Origin of the sequence: Microbacterium sp. BWT-B31 (assembly GCF_041379855.1) — a bacterium.
Taxonomy (GTDB): Bacteria; Actinomycetota; Actinomycetes; order Actinomycetales; family Microbacteriaceae; genus Microbacterium.
Genome location: NZ_JBFECU010000003.1, coordinates 192,888 through 213,015, shown reverse-complemented (window position 1 = coordinate 213,015; position 20,128 = coordinate 192,888). Strand labels below are relative to the sequence as shown.

Genomic DNA, 20,128 nt, shown 5'->3' with positions numbered 1-20,128 from the left:
GTGCCTTTCGATCAGGACTCGCCGGTGCTCCACCAGCCGGCGACGGGAACGTCGTTGAGGAGCAGGTCGCCCAGTGCGCGGGCTTTGTAGCGGGCGGGATTGTGGGATGCCACGGTGCGGGCGTTGCGCCAGTGGCGGTCCAGCGCAAGCCCGACGTCGGTCGCGCTCGCGCCGCCGACCTCGAACAGGCGGGTCGCGGCATCCAGCACCGCGGGAAGCACCACGAGCTGGGCGCGTGCGGTGTCGGCGTCAGCGGTTTCGACCAGCGCGCGCAGCTGGTCGTCGGGGGCGCCCTGCAGGAACGCGGCGGTGGAGCGGTCGAGCGCGCGCGCGATCGCGGCGACCGCGGAGTCGGCCGAGAACCGGGCCGCGTCGAGGTCGCCGAGCGTCTCTTGCACGAGGGGGTCCTCGCGCGCGGTCGGGGCGCTCCCGTGGCTGTAGCTGCGCGTGCGCGCGCGCACGAAGCGCACCGCGTCGTCGACGATCGCCCGGCCGATGCCGGCGACGACGGCCAGCAGCACCAGCTGCACGAACGCCGAGCCGTGCGACGGCCGCTCCCCGCGGCGCAGCCGCACCACGTCGGCGTCCGTCACCCCCACGTTCTCGAACACCGTCGTGCCGCTGCCGGTGAGCCGCTGCCCGAAGCCGGTCCAGTCGTCGATGCGGCGCACGCCGGGCGCGTCGGTCGCGACGAGCGCGCTGACGAGATCGCCGTGGTCGTCGACCGCCGCCACGCCGGTGAAGTCGGCGAAGAGCGTGCCGGTGGAGTAGTACTTCGTGCCGTCGAGGCGCAGGCCGCCGTCGCTGGCCCGCGTCAGCCTCGTGTCGTACGAGCCGACCTTCGCGGCCGAGCGCTCGTGCGAGGCGTTGCCGATGATGCGGCCTGCGGCAACGAGCGCGAGCCGCGCGTCGCGCTCGGGCGAGGGCGGCGACAGCACGGTGCGGTCGACGAAGCTGAAGTGCGAGCGGAACAGCTGCGCGAGATTCGGGTCGCGCCGCGCGAGCTCGGCGAGAAGGTCGAAGAACTCGGCATGGGATGCGCCGTGTCCGCCGTGCTCGACGGGCAGTGTCACGCGCGTGAAGCCGGCTGCGCGCAGCCGCTCGACCTCGGCGTAGGGCAGCCGGTGGTCGCGCTCGCGCTCGACGGCGCCCTCGCCGACCTCGTCGAACACGGGAGCGAAGCGCGAGACGAGATCCGCTGATGCCGCCGCCGTCGCAGGCTCGGCGAGCGTCATCGCGCGACCCCCTGGGCGGCGGCGTCCTCCGCCACGGTGGGTGCGGCGGGAGCCGTAGGCGCGGCCGGCGCACCCCAGTCGGGGAGGGTGCCGTTGAGCTCCCACTCGCCGAGCGCGGCGGCGCGCTGCGCGGCGGGGTTGTGCGAGGCGACCGTGCGGACGTTGCGCCAGTGCCGGTCGAGTCCGAGCGACGTGCTCACCGCGCTCGCGCCGCCCACCTCGAACAGCCGGCTCGTCGCGTCGAGGGCGAGCGGCAGCACGAGCTGCTGCACGCGGAACACCTCCAGCTGCGCGTCGCGTGCCGCGCCCTCGGCCGCCGTTTTGGACCGGATGCCCTCGAGCGTGCGGTCGAGCGTGCGCGCGCTGTCGAGCACGAGCGCGCGCGTGCCGTGGGCGGCACTGGTCAGCGCGCCCACCACCGACTGCACGAGCCGGTCGTCGCGAGGGCGGAATTCGCCCGCGAACCCGAACGTGCGGCGGCGCTCGCGCACGAACGCGACGGTGTCCTCGAGCGCCCGCTGGACGATGCCCGCGACCACGGCGAGCAGCACCAGCTGGAAGACGGACCCGAGGTACGGCCAGGCGGCGGCATCCGCTCGTCCTCTCCCGACCTCGTCCTCGTCGACCAGCACCGCCTCGAAGGTCGTCGTGCCGCTGCCGGTCAGGCGCTGCCCGAAGCCGTCCCAGTCGTCGATCGACCGTACGCCGGCAAGCGCCGCCGAGACGGTGACGGCCACGCGCTCGTCGCCGTCGAGGGCGGCCAGGTGGATCCAGTCGGCATAGATGCTGCCGGTCGTGTAGTACTTGGCGCCCGTGAGCCTCAGCGCGCCGTCGGAGTCGCGCTCGAGCCGCGTGCTGAGCTCGCTGAGCTCCTGACGCTCGGCCTGGGCGTTGCCGACGAGGTCGCCGCGGACCAGGCGCGCCGCCCAGCGCGCCTCGCGCGCGGTCGGCTCGACGCCGTCGCGCAGGCCCGCGAGCAGCAGCGACTCCACGAACGCGACGTGCCCGCGGGTGAGATGCGCGAGGTTCGAGTCCGCCGTCGCGAGGTCGATGAGCACCTCGAACACCTGCTCGAGCGAGAGCCCCGCGCCGCCGAGGTCGCGGGGCACCCGCAGCGAGCCGAAGCCCAGGCTCTGCAGCTGCGCGACCTCGTCGAACAGCAGCCGGCGGTCGGTCTCGCGCGCGAGCGCGTCCACGCGCAGGCGGGCCAGGAACGCGTCGAACCTCGCGCGATCGAAGGTCCCCCGGGCGCCCGCATCCGGATGCATCGGATCAGCCATCTCGCCGCCCTACACGTTCTCGTGCATCACCCGGCGGGCGACGCGGTTGCCGATGAACTGGATGACCTGCACCAGCAGGATGATCACCGCGATGACCACGAACATCACGAACCAGTCGAAGCGCTGGTAGCCGTACGTGATCGCGAGGTTGCCGAGACCGCCCGCGCCGATGACGCCCGCGACCGCGGTGGCGTCCACGAGCGCGACGAAGATGTACGTCAGGCCGAGCGTGAGCGGGCCCAGAGCCTCGGGGACGACGATCGTGAACAGCACGTGCGCGGGGCGCGCGCCCATCGCGTTGCCGGCCTCGATGACCCCGGGATCCACCGCGACCAGGTTCGACTCGGCGATGCGGGCGATCGCGACGCTGGCGACGACGGCGAGCGAGAAGATCGCCGCGACCGGGCCGATGCCCGTGCCCATCACGATGCGCGTCACCGGGATCAGGGCGACGGCGACGATGATGAACGGGATCGGCCGGATGACGTTGATGATGGCGTTGAGCACCGTGAACACGGGCCCGTTCTCGAGCAGGTTGCCCTTGCGCGTCGCGTAGAGCACGAGTCCGAGGAGCACCCCCGCGATCGACGCGAACAGGAACGCGCCGGTCACCATGATGAGGGTCTCGCCGAGCGCCTTGAGGATCTTCGGCAGCAGGGTGTCGAGGTCGATGCTAGGCAACGCGGGCCTCCTGGGTCGTGAAGCGGACCGGCGCGGGGGAGGGGCCTGCGGCGTCGATCGCGGCCGCGTCGTCGGCGATCGCGTCGCGGGCGCCTTCGCCCAGCTCGTCGACCTCGGCGACCCCGCGCAGATCGGCGATCGCGGCATCCACCCGCCGGTCGTGGCCGAGCAGTTCGACGGTGATGGTGCCGAACAGGCGAGACTGCAGCTCGCTCACGCCGCCGTACACGACGTTGAAGTCGACGTCGTGCGTGCGCGCGATGCGCGAGAGGAAGGGGTCGTTGGTCTCGCGGTTGCCGACGTGGATGCGCACGAGCCGGCCGTCGTGCACGCGGCGGATGCGCTCGAGGGTCGCCTCGGCCGCCTCATGGTGCAGCACCGAGCCGACGAAGCGGCGGGTCGTGGCATCCTGCGGCTTGGAAAACACGTCATAGACCGTGCCGTGCTCAACGACCCGGCCGTCCTGCATGACGGCGACCTTGTTCGCGATCTTGCGGATGACGTCCATCTCGTGCGTCACGAGCAGGATCGTCACGCCGTACTCGCGGTTGACCCGCTGCAGCAGCTCGAGCACCTCGCCGGTCGTCTGCGGGTCGAGCGCGCTCGTCGCCTCGTCGCTGATCAGGATGTCGGGGCGGTTCGCCAGAGCCCGCGCGATGCCCACGCGCTGCTTCTGACCGCCCGAGAGGCGGTTCGGGTACTGCAGGGCCTTGTCGGTGAGGCCGACGAAGTCCAGAAGCTCCTCGACGCGATCGAGGAGCTCGGCGTGGGGCACCCCGGCGAGCTTGAGGGGGTAGGCCACGTTCTTGTACACGCTGCGCGAGTTCAGCAGGTTGAACTGCTGGAAGATCATGCCGATGCGCTGGCGCTGCAAACTGAGCTCCCGCGGGTTCAGCGCGGCGACGTCGCGGCCGTCGACGACGACGCGCCCGCTGGTGGGCCGCTCCAGCGCGTTCACGGTGCGCAGCAGCGTCGACTTGCCGGCGCCGGAGTAGCCGACGATGCCGTAGACGTCGCCGTGGTCGACGGTGAGGTTCACGTTCTTGAGCGCGTCGAACGCGCGGCCGTTCACGGTGAACGTCTTCGACACGTCTTGGAAGGCGATGGCGGTGGTCATGATTCTCCTGACGGGAAAGCGGACGACGACGCGGTGATCGGGCCGCGGGGATGCCGCGACCCGATCACCGGACGGACTCAGCTGTGCGCGCGAGCGAAGTCCTCGAGCTCGGCGACCTTGTCCTGCAGGCGCTGAGGGTCGATGTCGACGATCACCGAGGCTCCGTGGGAGTCCTCGTCGAGAGCGGCTGCGACGCGCGGGTCGGCGTAGACCTCCTTGAGGATCTCCCACGCCGGGCTGTCGGCGTTGTCGGCGCGGGTGGCGACGAAATTGACGTACGGCAGCGAGTGGTCCGAGAGCGCGTCGTCGAGGTACAGCGCGTCATCGGCCGTGATGCCCTGGCTGGGATCGAAATAGCTCGTGCCCACGACGACCGCCGAGATCGTCGGGTCATCGAGCTGCTGCGGGATCGTGAGCGCCTTGATCTCGACGAACTCGAGGTTCTTCGGGTTCGACGTGATGTCGTCGACCGTCGGGAAGATGCCCGCCTCGGGATCGACCTCGATGAGGCCCGCCGCCTGCAGGATGCCCAGCGCGCGTCCGCCGTTCGAAGCGTCATCGGGGATCACGACGCGGGAGCCGTCGGCGAGGTCGGCGAGGTCGGTGAGCGTCGACGAGAAGATGCCCCACTGCACGATCACCGTCGAGACGACCGGCACGAGGTCGGCGTCGTTCTCGACATTGAAGGCGCTGAGGAACGCGCCGTGCTGGAACGCGTTGGCATCGACCTCGCCCGAGACGAGCGACGTGTTGGGCAGGGTCCAGTCGTCGGTGAAGTTCACCCACTCGACCTCGAGGCCCTTCTCTGCCGCGACGAGCTTCACGGCGTCGTTGAGGGCGCTCTCGCCGGCGCCGGCGATCGTCAGCTGGATGGGCGCTGCGGCGGCCGACGCGTCGTCGACGGGCTTGGGCGAGAAGGCGATGACGGCGAAGACGACGGCGGCGACGATCGCCGCGACGGCGATGACGGCGCCGACGATGACGCCGGTGCGACGCCGCTTGCGTCCGGCCTCGACGGAGGCGCGCAGATCGCTCTGGCCCTCCGGCGGTGCCTGGGTGGTGTTGGTCATGATGTGCTCCTGGGTGCGTGGATGTCGCAGCGGTGGGCCACCGCCGGCATCGCACCATCGTGCGGGGCGGCGCGGGGCGGCGGCAACGCGGCTCGACACGCGTCGTCGCGCCGCGAAATGCTTCGTGACGCAGCGTCACACTGCTTCACACAGGCGCCCGGATCCGCCCCGTTCGGGGCGGCGCGCAGAGCGCTCGCCCTAGACTCCGCCCGGCGACGCGGCTCGACGCGGCGACGGGGCGCGCGGCGGCGCGGCCGTCGCGCGCACCTCGTCGATGAGGGCGCGCCACGGGCCGTCGACCTCCTCGTCGGCGAGGGTCGCGTCGCGCTCGTCGTCTGCGCAGCGCGCGCGCACGTCCCACGAGAAGCGGTCGGCGCCGCGCCCGTCGCCGGTCGCGGCCTCCCACGGGCAGTCGTCGATCAACGCGATCCAGCGCTCGCGTTCCTCGGGCGGCGGCACGGCGCGCCACTCGCGGCGAAGGCCCGCGATGCCGCCGGTGCGCACCACCACCACCGTGATCGCCGCTGCCGCGGCGGGGTCAGGGTCAGGGCTGCGAGTCACCGTCGATGACGCCGACACCGATCCACGCGGACCGGACGGCGTCGGCCTCCTCCGAGTCCCCACCGTACTCCGCTTCGGCGGTGCGCAGGGTCGCCTCGGCGAACGCCTCGAAGCCCGTCGTGGGCACGAGGGAACCCGAGGTCAGGGTGCGATACCAGATGAGTCCCGCGCGCTCCCACGCGAACCCGCCGAGCGTCGTCGCGACGAGGGCGAAGGCACGATTCGGGATGCCGGAGTTGATGTGCACGCCGCCGCCGTCCTCGCGCGTCACGACGAACTCGCGCATGTGCGCGGGCTGCGGGTCGCGTCCGAGCACGTCGTCGTCGTACGCGGTGCCCGGCTCGATCATCGAGCGCAGCGCCCGGCCCTCGACCGCGGACGTGAAGATGCCCTCGCCGATCAGCCAGGTCGCGGCATCCGCCGTCTGCCCCGCGCGGTGCTGCTCGGCGAGCGCGCCGAACACATCGGCGATCGACTCGTTCAGGGCCCCGGACTGCCCGCGGTAGACCAGGCCTCCGGCGGACTCGATGACGCCGTGGCCGAGCTCGTGCGCGATGACCGACAGCGCCCGCGTGAAGCCCGCGAACACCTCGCCGTCGCCGTCGCCGAACACCATGCGCTCGCCGTTCCAGAACGCGTTGTCGTATGAGACGCCGTAGTGCACCGTCGCCTCCAGCGCCGCCGCCGCGCCGTCGATCGAGTCGCGGGCGAACGCGTCCCACAAGAAGTCGAACGTGGCGCCGAGCCCGTCGAACGCCTCGTCGACTGCGGCATCGCCCGTCGCTGCGTCGTCTTCGCGGCGCACCACGACGCCGGGCAGCGCCTCGCGGCCCTGCGCGTCGCTGATCGTGCGGTCGGGCGCCGGCGTCGTCTCGGCGACGAGCGTGTCGCCGTTCTCGATCGTCAGCCGCAGCCGCATGCGCTCAGGGCGGTACTCGCGCTGCGCGACGAGGGTCTGGCGCGCCGCCTCGGCGGCGTGCGCGAGGTGGGGCTCCTGCGCGGCGGCGATGCGGGCGAGCAGGTAAGGCGGGACGATCGCGTGGCGCATGCGTCCGAGGCTAGTGCGCCCCGCAGACATCGGCGCCCGCCGCGCCCGCTTGCACCCGAGCGGGCTCAGGAGGCGGCGGCATCCGGATCGATCACCGGGATCGAGGCGAGGAGGCGCCGCGTGTACGCGGCGTTCGGCTGCAGCAGCACCTTCTCGGTCGGGCCCTCCTCGACCACGCGGCCGTCCTTCATGACCACGACCTCATCGCACAGGTTCTGCACGACGCCGATGTCGTGCGACACCATCACGAGCGTGAGGCCGTTGCGCCTGCGGAGGTCGGCGATCAGCTGCAGGATCTGCGCGCGCACGGTGACGTCGAGCGCCGACATCGGCTCGTCGCCGATCAGCAGCCGCGGCCGGTGGACGAGGGCGCGCGCCAGCGCGATGCGCTGACGCTGGCCGCCCGAGAACTCGTGCGGGAAGCGGTCCGCCATCTCGGGCTCGAGGTCGACGTTCTCGAGCACCTCGCGCACGCGGGCGCGCCGATCGCCCTCGATGCCGAGCGCCCACAGCGGCTCGCCGACGATGCGCCCGACGCTCATGCGGGGGTCCAGCGACGCGTACGGGTCCTGGAAGACGATGCCGGTCTGGCGCCGCAGCCAGTGCAGGCGCCGCGCGGAGGCGGTGGCGTCCACGCGGCGGCCGTCGAACTCGACCGTGCCCGAGGTCGGCACGTCCAGCGCGAGCAGCAGCCGCACGAGCGTCGACTTGCCCGACCCCGACTCGCCGATGATGCCGACCGCGCTGCCCTCGCGCACGTCGATGTCGGCGTCCTCGAGGGCGACCGTGTGGGTGCGGCGTTCGAACAGCGTCGTGCGCGGCTTGGCGTGGTGGCGGGTGAGGCCGCGTGCGCGCAGCAGCACAGGCGCGGGCGTCATGACACACCCCCCGGATGCCACACCGTCGCCGTGGCGTCGCGCAGGAGCCCCTGCGTGACCGGCGACGCGGGGGAGGTCAGCAGCGTCGAGACGGGAGCGGCCTCGATCACCCGTCCGTGGTCGAGCACGACGCCGAACGTCGCGATCTGCGACAGCACGGCGAGGTCGTGCGTGATGAAGACGAGCGACATGCCCGCGTCCTCGACGAGCTTCAGCAAGAGCTGGAGGATCTCGGCCTGGATCGTCACATCGAGGGCCGTCGTCGGCTCGTCGGCGATCAGCAGGCGCGGGCGTGCGGCCAGAGCCATCGCGATCGCGACCCGCTGGCGCTGGCCGCCGGAGAGCTGATGCGGGAAGCGCTTGACGATCGAGGCGGGCTCAGGCAGCCGCATCCGCTCGGCCGCGCGCACCGCGCGCTCCCAGGCGTCCCTGCGGCTCGCACCCTGGTGGATGCGGATGGGCTCGGCGATCTGCCGCCCCACCGTGCGGATCGGGTTGAGCGCGGTCTGGGGCTCTTGGAACACGATGCCGATCTGGTCGCCGCGCACGCGCGCGAGGTCGCGGTCGGGCATGCCCAGAAGCTCCGTGCCGTTCCAGCGGATGCTCCCCGACGCGGTCGCATCGTCGGGGAGGAGCCCCATGATCGCGAGCGCCGTGAGCGATTTGCCCGAGCCGGACTCGCCGATCAGCCCGATCCGCGCGCCGTCGGGCACGTCGAACGAGACGCCGTCGACGACCGTGCGCCCGCCGATCTGGATCGTGAGGCCCTGCACCTCGAGGGTCATGACACCACCCCCGGGACGTGCCGGATCGAGCCGCGCGGCGGCTGCATCGGGTCGCGGCCGTGCGAGAGGGTCGGGTCGGTCGCCTCGCGCAGTGCGTCGCCGATGAGGTTGAGCGCGAGCACGGTGAGGGTGATCGCGAGCCCCGGCCACACCACCGACAGCGGGTGGATGCCGATGTAGCGCTGCACGTCCGACAGCAGCAGGCCCCACGACGGCTCGGTCACGGGCGCTCCGAACCCGAGGTACGACAGGCCCGCCTCGGCGAGCACGGCCACGGCCATCGACCACGACAGCTGCACGATGAACACCGGAGCGACGTTCGGCAGCAGGTGCCGCCACAGGTTCTGCACCGGCGTCAGGCCCGACGCGCGGCCCGCGAGCACGAACTCGCTGTGCAGCACGCGACGCAGCTCGGGGCGCGTCACGCGCGCGATGTTCACGCCGAAGCCGATGCCGACCGCCCAGATCACGACCCACAGCGACCCGCCCCACACGGCCGAGATCATCATCGCGATGATCAGCACCGGGAAGGCGATCAGGATGTCGATGAACACCGCCACCGACTCGCGCACCCGGCGCGTGGTGAGCGCGCCGAGCGCGGCGAACGCGATGCCGACGAGGGTTGCGACGATGCCCGCGCCGACCGCGACGAACACGGTCGTGCGCGCCCCGGCCATGAGAAGGCTCAGGATGTCGCGACCGTTGCCGTCCGTGCCCAGCACGTGCGGCCAGCCGGGGTAGGCCCAGCGGTTGGCGATGTCGACGGACTTCGGGTCGAACGGCGTCCACAGCAGTGAGACCACGGCGGTGACGAGGATCACCGCCACGACGATGAGGCCGAAACGGCCCGTGGAGATGCCCCACAGGCGACGCAGCCACGTCAGACGGCCCATCACGAGGCCTCTCTCTGGCGCGGGTCGAGCACGCGGTGGAGCAGATCCACCGCGAAGCCGACGATCAGCACGAAACCGGTCAGCACGAGCAGCTCTCCCTGCACCTTCACGAGGTCGCGCGACCCGACGTCGGCCACCAGCATGCGTCCGATCCCCGGGAGGGTGAACAGCTGCTCGATCACGACCGCGCCGACGATGATCCCGGCGACCTGTAGTCCCAGCACCGTGATGACCGACAGCGCGACGTTGGGCAGCCCGTGCCGCAGCAGCGCCTGGCTGCGGGTGAGGCCCTTGGCCGCCGCCGTGCGCACGTAGTCCTGGCCGATCGCCTGCAGGGTCGCCGACCGCACGAAGCGCAGCAGCATCGCGCCCTCGACGATCCCGATGGTGATCGCCGGCAGCAGCAGCGACCGGATCGCCTGCCACGGAGTCGTCCAGCCTGTGCGGGGGAACCCCTGCGCCGGCAGCCACCCGAGCCACACCGCGAACACGATGACGAGCATCATCCCCGCCCACACCACCGGGACGGCGGCCAGCGCCTGGGTCCCGACGCTCATCAGCGTGCCTCCGGCGCGGCGCCGGAGGATCGCCGACAGCACGCCCAGCGGCACCGCGAACACGATCGCGATGCCGAGCGACATCAGCCCCAGCGGCACCGTGACCTGCGCCTTCTGCAGCAGCTCCGACGCGACCGGCGTGCCGGTGAGCATCGACGAGCCGAGGTCGCCGGTGAGCACCCCGCCGATCCACGAGAGGTACTGCTCCCACAGCGGCAGGTCGAGGCCGAGGCCCTCGCGGAGCGCCGCGACCTGCCCCGGTGTCGCCTGGGTTCCCGCGATCAGCTGGGCGACGTCACCGGGCAGCACCCGCAATGTGACGAAGATCAGCACGCTCGCGACCAGCAGCCCCAGAAGCAGCAGGGCCAACCGGGTGAGCGCGTACCGGGTCACCCCCGAGATACTGTCACGTCAGCCAGGTTCAGGCGAACATTGATCGAGTTCACCGGGAACCCGCTCACGCCCGATCCGACCGCGGTGATCGTGTTGCCGAGGTAGAGCCAGTCGGCGGCGTTGTCCTCCGAGACGATGCGGGCGGCCTGCTTGAGCAGGTCGGCCGACTCGTCCGCGTCGGTGGTCGCCAGCGCCTGCGCGTACAGGTCCTGCACCTCGCGGTTGTCGTACTGGAAGTAGTAGTCCGGGTTGGCGAAGTTGCCGAAGTCGCGCGCCTCGACGTGCAGCACGAAGCTCAGGTCGTAGTCCTTGTTCGTGTAGACGTCCTGCAGCCAGGTCGGGAACTCCACCGAGTCGACCTCGAGCGTGACGCCGATCTCGTCGAACGCCGACACGAGGTAGGTGGGCACCGTCGTGCCGTAGAACGACGGGATCGTCAGCGTGAGCTGGAGGTTCTCCTGACCCGCCTCGGCGAGCAGCGCCTTGGCCTTCTCGGGGTCGTAGGGGGCGACATCCGAGAGGTCTTCGTAGCCCGGGTCGAGCGGCGGGATCGGGCCGAACAGCGTCTGGGCCGAGCCCTGCGCCTCGACCAGCGCGTCGTGGTCGATCGCCAGGCGCAGCGCCTCGCGCACGCGGGCGTCGTTGAGCGGCGCGCGCTTGTTGTTGAACGCGAGCGTGCCCTTGTCGGTGGTCTGGCCGGTGGAGAGGGTGAAGTCGGTGCCGTCCAGCTGCGACGCGAGGTTCGGGTCGACCGCGGTGAGCACGTCGAGCGAGCCGTCGAGGGCGGCGTTCACGCCGGCGGTGAAGTCGGGGATGTACTGCAGCACGACCTCGGCGACGCCGGCGGGCTGGCCCCAGTAGTCGTCGTAGCGGGCCAGGACCAGGCTGTCGCCCTGCTCCCAGTCGGAGATGGTGAAGGGGCCGGTGCCGTTCTCGGCGGTCTTGAGGTCAGTGGTGTCGCCGGCCTTGACGACCAGGCCCGCGCGGCCGGTGAGCGTGAACAGGAAGTTGATGTTCGGCTCGGTCAGCACGATCTCGACGGTGGAGTCGTCGGGCGCCGAGATCGAGGCCACGTTCGCGAAGTCGCCGTGGCCCTGGATCGTCTCGTCGTCCTTCACGGCCGTGAGCGAGGCCACGACGTCATCGATGGTGAGCGGGTCGCCGCTGTGGAAGGTCACCCCGTCCTGGATCGTGAAGGTGTAGGTGAGACCGTCGGTCGAGACATCCCAGTCCGACGCGAGGGCGGCAACGACCGCGTTGTCGTCGTCAGGGGCGCGCGTGACCAGGCCCTGGTAGACGTTGTCGATGAGCGCCTGCTCGAGGGCCGCGCCGCTCGTGTGGCGGATGTCGAGGTTGTCGGGCTCGAGCACGAGGCCGACCGTGATCGACGCGTTCGGGTCGGCGTCGCCCGTGCCGTTGGTGGCGCCGGAGTCGGGGGAGGCCGTGCACGCGGTGAGCGCCAGTGCGGCGATCGCGGCGGTGGCGGCGAAGAGTGCTGTGCGGCGAAGCATCGGGGGGTTTCCTTTCGACTGCGTCGACGACGGCACGGCCCGCGGGGGTCTTGTCGCGACTTTCGTGCAGGGGGCTTCGTGATGTGGGACCTAGCCTACGAACTGCGGCCGAGCGCCTGTTCCAGATGTGTGATGGAACGTCACACTGCGCGAAATCGTTACCCGGTTGGAACCGGGCGGTGATCACGCGAGGCCGGCGATGCGCTCCGCGAGGCCGACCGGGTCGTCCTCCTGAAGATTGTGCCCGCCTGCGAGGGTGATGGCGGATGCTTCGGCCACGCGCGCCGCGAACGTCTCGGCGTCGGCCTCGGTGACGTACCCGCTCGACCCGCGGATCAGGGTGATCGGCGCCGGCACGGCGGCGAGGTCCTCCCAGCCGCTGTCGCCCAGGAGCCGCGTGAGCGCGTCGTCCCCGGCCGCCTGCGGGGGAGCGGCTCCGGCCCGGTCGGCGCCGGCCCGCGCGGCCGACTGTGCGGCGAGATGGGCGAAGTGGTGCTTCCACTCCACGCGTCCGTCGGGGCGGATGCGCGTGTTGAGGTACACGCCGCGCTCGGCGAGGCGCCGCGATCCGCCGCCCAGGCCGAACCGCAGCGCGCGGTCGACGAGTTCGTCACGGGTCGCCCACTCGGTCGGGCCGGCGAAGAAGTCCCGCACCTGGCCGGGCCCGGCGTTCGGGTCGACCCCGGGGGTGATGTCGACGACGACCAGCGTGCGCACGAGGTGGGGGCGCGTCGCGGCGACCGCCGCCGCGGTGAGTCCGCCGAGCGACTGGCCGACGAGCACCTGCGGGGCGGTGGTCCAGGCATCCATCCCGGCGGCGGCGTCCGCAGCCAGCAGGCGCGGCAGGTACGCGGCGTCGTCCCGCCACGACGAGTCGCCGTGCCCGGGCAGGTCGATCGCGAGGGCGGGCAGCCCCAGCGCGAGGACGGTCGTGTCCCACGTGTGGGCGTTGAGGCCCGCGCCGTGCAGGAGCGTCACGACCGGCGGCGCGCTCCCGTACCGCAGCGCGCTCAGCACGCGCCCGTCGGCGAGGTCGAGCCGCAGCCGCTCGACCGGCGGGATCGGCACGTGGAGGCCGGCGTCGGCGGCCTGCTCGGGAAGGAAGGAGAACTCGTCGAAGGCGTCGCTCACCCCGCCATTGTGCCGTGGCGCGAGCGAGCGTGTCGGGGCGTGTCACGAAGCCGAAGGCGGCAACCGGGGTGCTCGATAGGCTGGAGGCATGAGCCAGGAATCGCGAGTTCACCTGTCCCGTTCGGCGCCTGCGACGTATCAGGCGCTCGGAGCGTTCTCCAAGACGGTGGGTGAACTGTCCGACGCGGCGGGGGTCGACGATCGGCTCAAGGAGCTCGTGCAGATCCACACCTCGCAGCTGAACGGATGCGCCTACTGCGTGCGCGTACACGTCGAGCGCGCGGTGAAGGCGGGCATCACCGCCGACACGATCGCGCAGCTGCCGGTCTGGCGCGAGTCCGGCGTGTTCTCGGACCGCGAGCGCGCGGGGCTCGAACTGGCGGAGTCGTTCGCGTTCATCTCCGAGGAGGGTGTCTCGGACGAGGTCTACGACCGGGTCGGCGGAGTCCTCACAGAACAGGAGTACGTCGCCCTCAGCTGGATCCTCGTGGCGATCAACGCCTTCAACCGCGTCGCCATCGCCGGCCGCTACAGCGTGCCCCCGGGGGCCGACCTGGTCGGCGAGAACCGCGACGCCGCCGCCGGCAGGGCGTGGTGACGCCAGAGGCCGCACAGCAGCGCCCCGACCCCGTCGTGCCGGGCGCGGTCAACCTGCGCGACGTGGGCGGGCTCGCCGCCGGCGCAGGGCGCTCGCGCTACGGCATCCTGTTCCGCTCCGGCAACCTCGCCCGGCTCGATCCGCCCGGGGTCGACGCGCTCGCGGCGCTGCGGCTGCGCCGCATCATCGACCTGCGCGACGACGAGGAGGTGCTGCACTCGCCGAGCCCGACGGGTCTGGCCGCCCAGACGCAGCGCGTGCCGCTGTTTCCCGGGTCGGTCGCATCCTTCTTCGAGGAGGACCTCTCGCTCGACGACCTGTACCGCCGCCTCGTCGACGACTCCGCGGGCCGCGTGGTCGACGTCGTGCGCGGGATCGTCACCGACCAGCCGGTGCTCGTGCACTGCACGGTCGGCAAGGACCGCACGGGCGTGACGGTCGCGCTGACCCTCGCCGCAGCCGGCGTCGACGAGGACGCGATCGTGTCCGACTACGCGCGCACCGAGGGGCTTCTTCCCGACTGGCGCAACCGCTGGATCGTCGAGCAGCTGCGCCGGACGCATCCCGGGGCGCGGCACCTCGAGGATCTCGCGACGCGCTCGCCGGCGCCGGTCATGCGTCGGCTTCTCGACGACCTCACCGCGCGGTTCGGGTCGGCGGGCGACTATCTGCGCGCGAACGGCCTCTCGGACGACGAGGTGGCAGAGCTGCGCCGCGTGCTCGTCGCGCGGTGAGCGGATTCGCGGCGCTCACTCAGCGGGAGTGAGGTTAGGCAACCCTTCATCGGGGGTATAGTCAAAACGTCATGACCACCACCGCATCTCACAGCACCGCGCACGCAAGCGCCGCCGGCGAGCACAACGCCGCCGCGTGCCGCGCGTCGCGCCACACGCGCGCCCAGCACCTCATCACCGCCGACGAGTCTTCGCTCGTCGAGCTCGAGACGCTGCTGGCGACCCTCCCGCTGTGCTCGACGGGCCGTGTGTTCGTCGAGATCCCGGATGCCTCGTGGCAGGCCGACCTCGTCGTGCCGGCCCGCATGGTGCTCACGTGGCTCGACCGCTCCGCGCGCACGGGCGACCCGGGCAGCGGCCGCGCGTGCGCCCCCGGCCAGGCGCTCTCCCGCGCGGTGACCGCGTGGGCCGACGAGATGCTGTGCGGCGACGACGACCACACCCGCATCCTCCTGCTGGGCGGATACCTCGGCACCGCCGACATCCTCGACCACCTGGTCACGCACAACGGCGTCGACGCCGACACGGTGCACACGCCCGCGCAGTACGGGCTGAACGCGACGCGCTGATCGTCGAGCGACAGCGGTCCGCGGCATCGGCCCGCCTGTCGCTACACTCGCGCGCATGACTCCTGCCCCCACAGACGCCCCCGCCGCCCCCACGACCGTCGCGCCACGCGACCTGCGCCTGCCCACGTGGGTGCTCGTGTGGCTGACGGTCTCGGCGATCATCCAGACCTACGACGCGTTCTACGTGCTGCTCGGGCCGCTGTCGCACGCGGGCGGCCCGCTCGCCGGCTTCTGGCCCGGCCATGTCTTCTACGGCACCTTCGACCACCGCTACGGGCAGTTCGACGCATTCGGCAGCGCCCAGAGCTGGGCGAACCTCGTCGAGGTCGTCTTCATCGTGTGGGCGCTGCTGCACGCCCGCAAGTGGTCGGGGGTGGTCGTCGCGCTGATCGTGACGACGGCGACGTTCTGGAAGACCGTGATCTACTTCCTCGTCGAGGCCTCCAGCGGTCTGGAGATGACCCGCCAGTCGCTCGAGCGCGGCGACCTCGTCGGCTTCCTCATGGTCGCGGTGCTGCCGAACCTGTTCTGGATCGTCTTCCCGCTCGCGGTCGTGATCGTGCTCGGCCGTCAGGTGCTGCGGGTGGGGCGGGCCGGGGTCGCTCGCTGACGCGGGACGTAGTTGCCGTCCTCCAGCCCTGCCTCGATCTCGAAGCGGTTGCGCAGCGGATCCCGCCCGGCGAGCAGGTACAGCAGCGGCATCAGGAATCCGTAGTGCCGCCACTGCCGCGTGTGCACGGCCTCGTGCCGCAGCACCGCGTCGGTGACGGGTGCGTCGCCGGTCAGATAGCAGCCTCCCGCGCACACGCCGCCGCGCGGGAACGTCCAGCGCGGCATGCCGCGGAACACCCACAGGCCCTCGCGCCTCTCGATGCGGCCGGTGCTCCACAGCGACCCCCACACCCAGCCGACGGTCGTGCCGTACCAGTACCCGGCGCGGCTGATCGACGAGTCGAGAAGGAACGACGGGATCAACCGGTCGAGCGCTCGCCCGCGCTCGACCGCGCGCCGCGCCGCGGCTTCCCATCCCTCGGGCGGGCGCGGAATCGGGCTCACGCGAGCGCTCCGACGATGCGCAGGAGGGCCCCGAGGTCGTCGGTCGCGGCCTCGGCGGACGCGGGGGAGTAGCCCGTGAGCGAGGCGCCCACGAGCGGCACCTCTGCGCGCAGCGCCGCGATCGCCGCGGTGAGTTCGGCCACACGCACGCCGAATGGCTCGGGATGCGCGTTGCCGGCGAGTTCGGCGGGGTCGAGCGCGTCGACGTCGACGTGCAGGTACACCGCGGTGGCGCCCGTGGCGCGCACCGCCGCCGCGAGCGCCTGCGGGTCGGCCATCGCGTCGGCGGTGACGACGGCGACGCCGCGGGCCCGGACCGCCTCGAGTTCGGGATCGTCGTACGAGCGGGTCGCGACGAGCACGACCCGCTCTGCCGAGAGCGTCCCCTCCTCCAGCGACAGCCCGGGCACGCCCTCGCCGAGCGCGGCGCGCAGCACCATGCCCGAGAAGGCGCCCGACGGCGAGGTCTCGGGGGTGTTGAAGTCGGGGTGCGCGTCGACCCACACGACGGCGAGGTTGTCATGACCGCGGGCGGCATGGGCGATCGGGGCCAGCGCGATGCCGCAATCGCCTCCGACGGTGAGCACGGGCTCGGTGTGCTCGGCGAGGGCCTCCTCGATGAGGCCGCGCACGCGCTGCAGGGTGCTGAGGCGATGGATGCCGCTGCCCTGCGATTCGCCGGCCTCCATGGGGATCTCGAGGATCGTGGTGCGGGGTCGCGGCAGATCGCCGGCGATCGCGCGGGCGCCGTCGATGAGCTGCATCGCCCGTGACGAGGGGCTTCCCTGCCACTGGGGCACGACGAGGTAGCGGGTCATCCTGACATCTTCGCGCACCGCGCCGGTCCGCGGCATCCGTCGCCCGTGCTCGCATGTCGAATGCGCGGTTTCTCGCCGAGGCACCACGCTGTCGACGTCGGCAGCGTGCGGTCTCGGCGAGACACCACGTACTCGACGATGGATGCCGCGCACCGGCGAACGCGAGGGGCGCCGAACCCGGCGGGTCCGGCGCCCCTCGCCCGGGCGCGGGCGGCGGTCAGATGCCGATCGCCTGCTGCGGCGTGCCGCCGGCCTTGAGGGCGGCGAGCCGGGCCTCGACCTCGGTGAGCTCGCCGACGTCGTCGAGCTCGTTGAACTGGGCGTCCAGGCTCGAGGCGGCAAGCTCCTGCTTGCCCTGCGCGAGCGCCTCCTGGCGGCGGATCTTGTCTTCGAAGCGGCCGAGGTCGCTCGTCGGGTCGAGCACGTCGATCGACTTGACCGCGTCGGCGACCTTGTTCTGCGCCTCGGCCGTCTTGGCGCGCGCGACCAGCTCGGAGCGCTTGGCCTTGAGCTGCTCCAGCTTCTGCTTCATGCCGTTGAGGCCGTCCTTGAGCTTGCCCACGACCTCGGTCTGCGACGCGATCGTGGGCTCGACGGCCTTGGCCTGACCCTCCTCGCTGATCTGGCGCTGCAGCGCGATCTTGGCGAGGTTGTCGAACTTGTCGGCATCCGCGGTGCTTCCGGCCGCACGCAGCTCGTCGGCCTTGCGCGACGCGGCGAGGGCCTTGTTGCCCCACTCCGCGGCGGCCTGCACGTCTTCCTGGTGGTCGCGCTCGAGCAGGCGCAGGTTGCCGATCGTCTCGGCGATCGCGGCCTCGGCGTCGACGATGCTGTTCGTGTAGTCGCGCACGAGCTGATCGATCATCTTCTGCGGGTCCTCGGCCTGGTCGAGGAGGGCGTTGATGTTCGCCTTCATCAGCGTCGAGATGCGACCGAAGATGGACTGCTTTGCCATGGGGATTCCTTTCCTTGGATGTCACGAAGAGTGAGGTGCCCGTCGGGGCAGATCGAGGCGGTCTAGAAGCGACCACCTCCCCGGCGACCGCGGGTACCGCCGCCGCCGAAGCTGCCGGGCCGCACGCCGCCGCTGCGGCCTCCTCCTCCGCCCGAGCCGAGGACGCTGCCGAGGCCTCCGAGCCCGCCGCCCAATCCGCCCGACGAACGCCCGCCGCCTCCGCCGAGCATCGAGTTGATGACGATGCCGCCGAGCACGGCCCCGAGCATCCCGCCCATGCCCGAGCCGCCCGATCCGCCCGACCCGCCGGCCGGGCCGAACATGCCGCCCGCGCCCGCGTCCGAGAACGACCCGACGTCCTGCTGGGCGGCGCGGATCGCCTGCCCGGCGAGCTGGTCGGCGCGCTGGGCGTACTGCAGCGCCTGTGCCGGGTCGGATGCCGCGAGCCCCTGTGCGCGCACGAGCGACGCGCCCGCCTCGGCCAGCCGCGTGCGCGCCTCGGCGCCGACCGCGCCGCGCCGCGCGGTGACGTAGTCCTCGGCGGCCGAGACCTGCGCCTGCGCCTGCATCATGACCTGGTCGAGCATCTGGCGGCTGCGCTGCTGTTGGGCAGCGGCATCCCTCGCCCCCTGCACGATGCCGTCGATCGTCGCGTTCGCGGACTCGAGCGCCTGCAGCGTCGCGGTCGGTCGCTTCGCGGGGCCGGCGAGCTGGGCGCGGGCGGCGTCGACCTGCTGCCGCGTTGCCGCGATGGCCCCCGCGATCCGCCCGTCGGGGTCGGGCAGGGCCGACGCCGCGGCGATGTCGGACTCGAGCTCGGCCACCAGCGCGCCTGCATTCTGCTCGGCTGCGGCGAGGTCGGCGCCGACCTTGCCGATCGCCTCCTGCAGCAGCGCGGCCTGGGCGACGGACTCCTCGGCGGCCCGAATGCTCACGGCCGCCTGCCCGCCCTGACCCGCGCCGATCGCGGCCTGCGCGACGGCGAGCTGCTCGTCGGCGAACGCGATGCGCGCCCGCGCCTGGTCGGGGTTGTCGGCGATGGTCGAGAGCGCCTCGGGCGCGTACGCGGTGGCGAGGCCGGCGAGGGTCGCGGCGGCCGAGTCGACGGATGCCGCAGCCCGCGCCCGCGACTCCTGCACGCGTTCGAGCGCCTCGGGTGCGTTCTGCTCGAGCTTGCGCAGTTCGTCGAACGCCTCGGCCTTCTCGTCGAGGCCGTCGCTGGCCTGGGTGCACAGCTCGAGGATCTGCGCGTTCCACGCGCGGACCTCCTCCTCGGTGTCTTCCTCGCCGTCGTCGAGCTTCTGCTTGAGCGTGAAGGCCTGGGTCAGGTTGGCCTTGGCGACCTCGAGCGCCTGGGCGAACTCGACGGTCGCGGCATCGCCGAACTGCGCCCTCGCGAAGCCCAGCTCCTGCTCGCTCGTGCGCACCGCGTCGTCCATCTCGACGAGGGCGGAGGACGCCTGGCGCTCGAGCTCTTCGGTCGGGAGGGCCTCGACGCCGGCGGGCGCGGGACCCCCCGCTGCCGCGGTCTTCTTCTTGCGGCGCGCGCGCATGATCAGCCACACGACCAGCGCGATCGCGAGGGCCACGACCACGAGGATCAGGATTCCCGTGAGCCAGCCTCCTCCGCCGGAGTCGGCGGCGCCGGGCAGCCCGCCGCCCGCCGCGGTCTGGAACCCGTCGGCGGCGGTGAGCACGGCGCCGGCGTAGTCGCCCTCGCGCAGCTGCGGAACGATCGACTGCTCGATCGCGCCCACCTGCTCGTCGGTGATCGGCCCCGACGAGTCGGCCGAGATGTAGTACTGGCGCGATTCGGTGGCCACCGCCAGCAGGTACTGCGTGCTGCCGAGCCCGTTGTCGAGCGCCACCTGGTCGGCCCACTGGATGCGGTCGGAGGGGTTCGTGAACTCGTCGACGAACACCACGTACAGGTCGAGGCGGGACTGGTCGTACAGCTCACCGAGGCGCTGCTCGACCTCGCCGGTACGGCCGCCGAGGGCTCCCACCTGGTCGACCACGTGGCCGCTGCCGAGCGGGACGGGATCCGTCGCCGATGCCGCGCCTGATCCGCCCGTGGCCATCATCAGGCCTGCCGCCACCGCGAGCACCGTCGCCCATCGCGCGCGCATCGAACCCCCTTTGTCGCTGCGGAACCCCGCCACTTCGCGAGTCTATTGACCCCGGGCGGGGCGCGGTAGTTCGTGACTGGTGCCGCAGGAACGGATGCCGCCGCCCGCGCGGCATCCGCCTGCTGCGGC

Annotated in this window: 21 protein-coding genes; 4 read left to right on the top strand and 17 right to left on the bottom strand. The window is 72.1% G+C overall.

The features are described from left to right. Positions 1–11 precede the first annotated feature (11 nt). The 13 genes from AB1K54_RS05330 to AB1K54_RS05270 form a co-directional block, all read right to left on the bottom strand. On the bottom strand, positions 12–1,235 hold the full coding sequence (locus AB1K54_RS05330; protein WP_371201685.1) for an acyl-CoA dehydrogenase family protein: 1,224 nt from the start codon (positions 1,233–1,235) through the stop codon (positions 12–14). Further along, positions 1,232–2,515, bottom strand: coding sequence for a hypothetical protein (locus AB1K54_RS05325; protein WP_371201684.1), 1,284 nt, complete (start codon positions 2,513–2,515; stop codon positions 1,232–1,234). The genes AB1K54_RS05330 and AB1K54_RS05325 overlap by 4 nt, the downstream gene beginning before the upstream one ends. A gap of 9 nt (positions 2,516–2,524) precedes the next feature. Beyond that, complete coding sequence (locus AB1K54_RS05320; RefSeq protein WP_371201793.1) at positions 2,525–3,130, bottom strand: methionine ABC transporter permease; 606 nt, start codon at positions 3,128–3,130, stop codon at positions 2,525–2,527. A 58-nt stretch (positions 3,131–3,188) separates the two neighbouring features. Then, a complete protein-coding gene (locus AB1K54_RS05315) occupies positions 3,189–4,313 on the bottom strand; it encodes a methionine ABC transporter ATP-binding protein (RefSeq protein ID WP_371201683.1) in 1,125 nt (374 codons plus the stop codon). Positions 4,314–4,390: 77 nt separating this feature from the next. Further along, complete coding sequence (locus AB1K54_RS05310; protein WP_371201682.1) at positions 4,391–5,383, bottom strand: MetQ/NlpA family ABC transporter substrate-binding protein; 993 nt, start codon at positions 5,381–5,383, stop codon at positions 4,391–4,393. Between the two features lie 198 nt (positions 5,384–5,581). Continuing rightward, a complete protein-coding gene (locus AB1K54_RS05305) occupies positions 5,582–5,944 on the bottom strand; it encodes a protealysin inhibitor emfourin (protein WP_371201681.1) in 363 nt (120 codons plus the stop codon). Further along, positions 5,928–6,992 carry a M4 family metallopeptidase gene (locus AB1K54_RS05300; protein WP_371201680.1) on the bottom strand — a complete coding sequence of 355 codons (1,065 nt, stop codon included), beginning with the start codon at positions 6,990–6,992 and terminating at the stop codon, positions 5,928–5,930. Before AB1K54_RS05300 ends, AB1K54_RS05305 begins: the two co-directional genes overlap by 17 nt. Before the next feature lie 65 nt (positions 6,993–7,057). Continuing rightward, positions 7,058–7,870, bottom strand: coding sequence for an ABC transporter ATP-binding protein (locus AB1K54_RS05295; protein WP_371201679.1), 813 nt, complete (start codon positions 7,868–7,870; stop codon positions 7,058–7,060). Next, positions 7,867–8,655: an ABC transporter ATP-binding protein gene (locus tag AB1K54_RS05290; protein WP_371201678.1), complete on the bottom strand. Its 789-nt coding sequence runs from the start codon at positions 8,653–8,655 to the stop codon at positions 7,867–7,869. Before AB1K54_RS05290 ends, AB1K54_RS05295 begins: the two co-directional genes overlap by 4 nt. Further along, the gene (locus AB1K54_RS05285; protein ID WP_371201677.1) at positions 8,652–9,548 is read right to left on the bottom strand and encodes an ABC transporter permease; all 897 of its coding nucleotides are present in this window, start codon (positions 9,546–9,548) and stop codon (positions 8,652–8,654) included. Before AB1K54_RS05285 ends, AB1K54_RS05290 begins: the two co-directional genes overlap by 4 nt. After that, positions 9,548–10,498: an ABC transporter permease gene (locus AB1K54_RS05280; protein ID WP_371201676.1), complete on the bottom strand. Its 951-nt coding sequence runs from the start codon at positions 10,496–10,498 to the stop codon at positions 9,548–9,550. Before AB1K54_RS05280 ends, AB1K54_RS05285 begins: the two co-directional genes overlap by 1 nt. Continuing rightward, positions 10,495–12,009, bottom strand: coding sequence for an ABC transporter substrate-binding protein (locus AB1K54_RS05275; RefSeq protein WP_371201675.1), 1,515 nt, complete (start codon positions 12,007–12,009; stop codon positions 10,495–10,497). Before AB1K54_RS05275 ends, AB1K54_RS05280 begins: the two co-directional genes overlap by 4 nt. Before the next feature lie 183 nt (positions 12,010–12,192). Then, complete coding sequence (locus tag AB1K54_RS05270; protein ID WP_371201674.1) at positions 12,193–13,140, bottom strand: alpha/beta fold hydrolase; 948 nt, start codon at positions 13,138–13,140, stop codon at positions 12,193–12,195. An 88-nt stretch (positions 13,141–13,228) separates the two neighbouring features. Here AB1K54_RS05270 and AB1K54_RS05265 point away from each other — a divergent pair, with 88 nt between their 5' ends. From AB1K54_RS05265 to AB1K54_RS05250, 4 genes are all read left to right on the top strand, one after another. Next, positions 13,229–13,738 carry a carboxymuconolactone decarboxylase family protein gene (locus tag AB1K54_RS05265; protein ID WP_371201673.1) on the top strand — a complete coding sequence of 170 codons (510 nt, stop codon included), beginning with the start codon at positions 13,229–13,231 and terminating at the stop codon, positions 13,736–13,738. Continuing rightward, a complete protein-coding gene (locus AB1K54_RS05260; RefSeq protein ID WP_371201672.1) occupies positions 13,735–14,472 on the top strand; it encodes a tyrosine-protein phosphatase in 738 nt (245 codons plus the stop codon). Before AB1K54_RS05265 ends, AB1K54_RS05260 begins: the two co-directional genes overlap by 4 nt. Positions 14,473–14,543: 71 nt before the next feature. Further along, entirely contained in the window at positions 14,544–15,041 is a 498-nt protein-coding gene (locus AB1K54_RS05255) for an SIP domain-containing protein (protein ID WP_371201671.1), read from the top strand. A 55-nt stretch (positions 15,042–15,096) separates the two neighbouring features. Next, entirely contained in the window at positions 15,097–15,651 is a 555-nt protein-coding gene (locus AB1K54_RS05250; protein WP_371201670.1) for a hypothetical protein, read from the top strand. Here AB1K54_RS05250 and AB1K54_RS05245 read toward each other — a convergent pair. The 4 genes from AB1K54_RS05245 to AB1K54_RS05230 form a co-directional block, all read right to left on the bottom strand. Beyond that, positions 15,612–16,097 carry a Fe-S oxidoreductase gene (locus AB1K54_RS05245; RefSeq protein ID WP_371201669.1) on the bottom strand — a complete coding sequence of 162 codons (486 nt, stop codon included), beginning with the start codon at positions 16,095–16,097 and terminating at the stop codon, positions 15,612–15,614. The genes AB1K54_RS05250 and AB1K54_RS05245 overlap by 40 nt on opposite strands. Next, the gene (locus AB1K54_RS05240) at positions 16,094–16,915 is read right to left on the bottom strand and encodes an arginase family protein (protein ID WP_371201668.1); all 822 of its coding nucleotides are present in this window, start codon (positions 16,913–16,915) and stop codon (positions 16,094–16,096) included. The genes AB1K54_RS05245 and AB1K54_RS05240 overlap by 4 nt, the downstream gene beginning before the upstream one ends. A gap of 217 nt (positions 16,916–17,132) precedes the next feature. Further along, positions 17,133–17,870: a PspA/IM30 family protein gene (locus tag AB1K54_RS05235; protein ID WP_371201667.1), complete on the bottom strand. Its 738-nt coding sequence runs from the start codon at positions 17,868–17,870 to the stop codon at positions 17,133–17,135. A gap of 62 nt (positions 17,871–17,932) precedes the next feature. Continuing rightward, complete coding sequence (locus tag AB1K54_RS05230) at positions 17,933–19,999, bottom strand: TPM domain-containing protein (protein WP_371201666.1); 2,067 nt, start codon at positions 19,997–19,999, stop codon at positions 17,933–17,935. Between the last annotated feature and the right edge of the window lie 129 nt (positions 20,000–20,128).

Bases quoted from the DNA above. Each gene is read 5' to 3' on its own strand.
- AB1K54_RS05300 (WP_371201680.1), bottom strand. From the start codon at position 6,992: ATGCGCCACGCGATCGTCCCGCCTTACCTGCTCGCCCGCATCGCCGCC.
- AB1K54_RS05320 (WP_371201793.1), bottom strand. From the start codon at position 3,130: ATGGTGACCGGCGCGTTCCTGTTCGCGTCGATCGCGGGGGTGCTCCTC.
- AB1K54_RS05290 (WP_371201678.1), bottom strand. From the start codon at position 8,655: ATGACCCTCGAGGTGCAGGGCCTCACGATCCAGATCGGCGGGCGCACG.
- AB1K54_RS05255 (WP_371201671.1), top strand. From the start codon at position 14,544: ATGACCACCACCGCATCTCACAGCACCGCGCACGCAAGCGCCGCCGGC.
- AB1K54_RS05325 (WP_371201684.1), bottom strand. From the start codon at position 2,515: ATGGCTGATCCGATGCATCCGGATGCGGGCGCCCGGGGGACCTTCGAT.
- AB1K54_RS05230 (WP_371201666.1), bottom strand. From the start codon at position 19,999: ATGCGCGCGCGATGGGCGACGGTGCTCGCGGTGGCGGCAGGCCTGATG.
- AB1K54_RS05240 (WP_371201668.1), bottom strand. From the start codon at position 16,915: ATGACCCGCTACCTCGTCGTGCCCCAGTGGCAGGGAAGCCCCTCGTCA.
- AB1K54_RS05330 (WP_371201685.1), bottom strand. From the start codon at position 1,235: ATGACGCTCGCCGAGCCTGCGACGGCGGCGGCATCAGCGGATCTCGTC.
- AB1K54_RS05235 (WP_371201667.1), bottom strand. From the start codon at position 17,870: ATGGCAAAGCAGTCCATCTTCGGTCGCATCTCGACGCTGATGAAGGCG.
- AB1K54_RS05250 (WP_371201670.1), top strand. From the start codon at position 15,097: ATGACTCCTGCCCCCACAGACGCCCCCGCCGCCCCCACGACCGTCGCG.
- AB1K54_RS05275 (WP_371201675.1), bottom strand. From the start codon at position 12,009: ATGCTTCGCCGCACAGCACTCTTCGCCGCCACCGCCGCGATCGCCGCA.
- AB1K54_RS05315 (WP_371201683.1), bottom strand. From the start codon at position 4,313: ATGACCACCGCCATCGCCTTCCAAGACGTGTCGAAGACGTTCACCGTG.
- AB1K54_RS05265 (WP_371201673.1), top strand. From the start codon at position 13,229: ATGAGCCAGGAATCGCGAGTTCACCTGTCCCGTTCGGCGCCTGCGACG.
- AB1K54_RS05310 (WP_371201682.1), bottom strand. From the start codon at position 5,383: ATGACCAACACCACCCAGGCACCGCCGGAGGGCCAGAGCGATCTGCGC.
- AB1K54_RS05295 (WP_371201679.1), bottom strand. From the start codon at position 7,870: ATGACGCCCGCGCCTGTGCTGCTGCGCGCACGCGGCCTCACCCGCCAC.
- AB1K54_RS05285 (WP_371201677.1), bottom strand. From the start codon at position 9,548: ATGGGCCGTCTGACGTGGCTGCGTCGCCTGTGGGGCATCTCCACGGGC.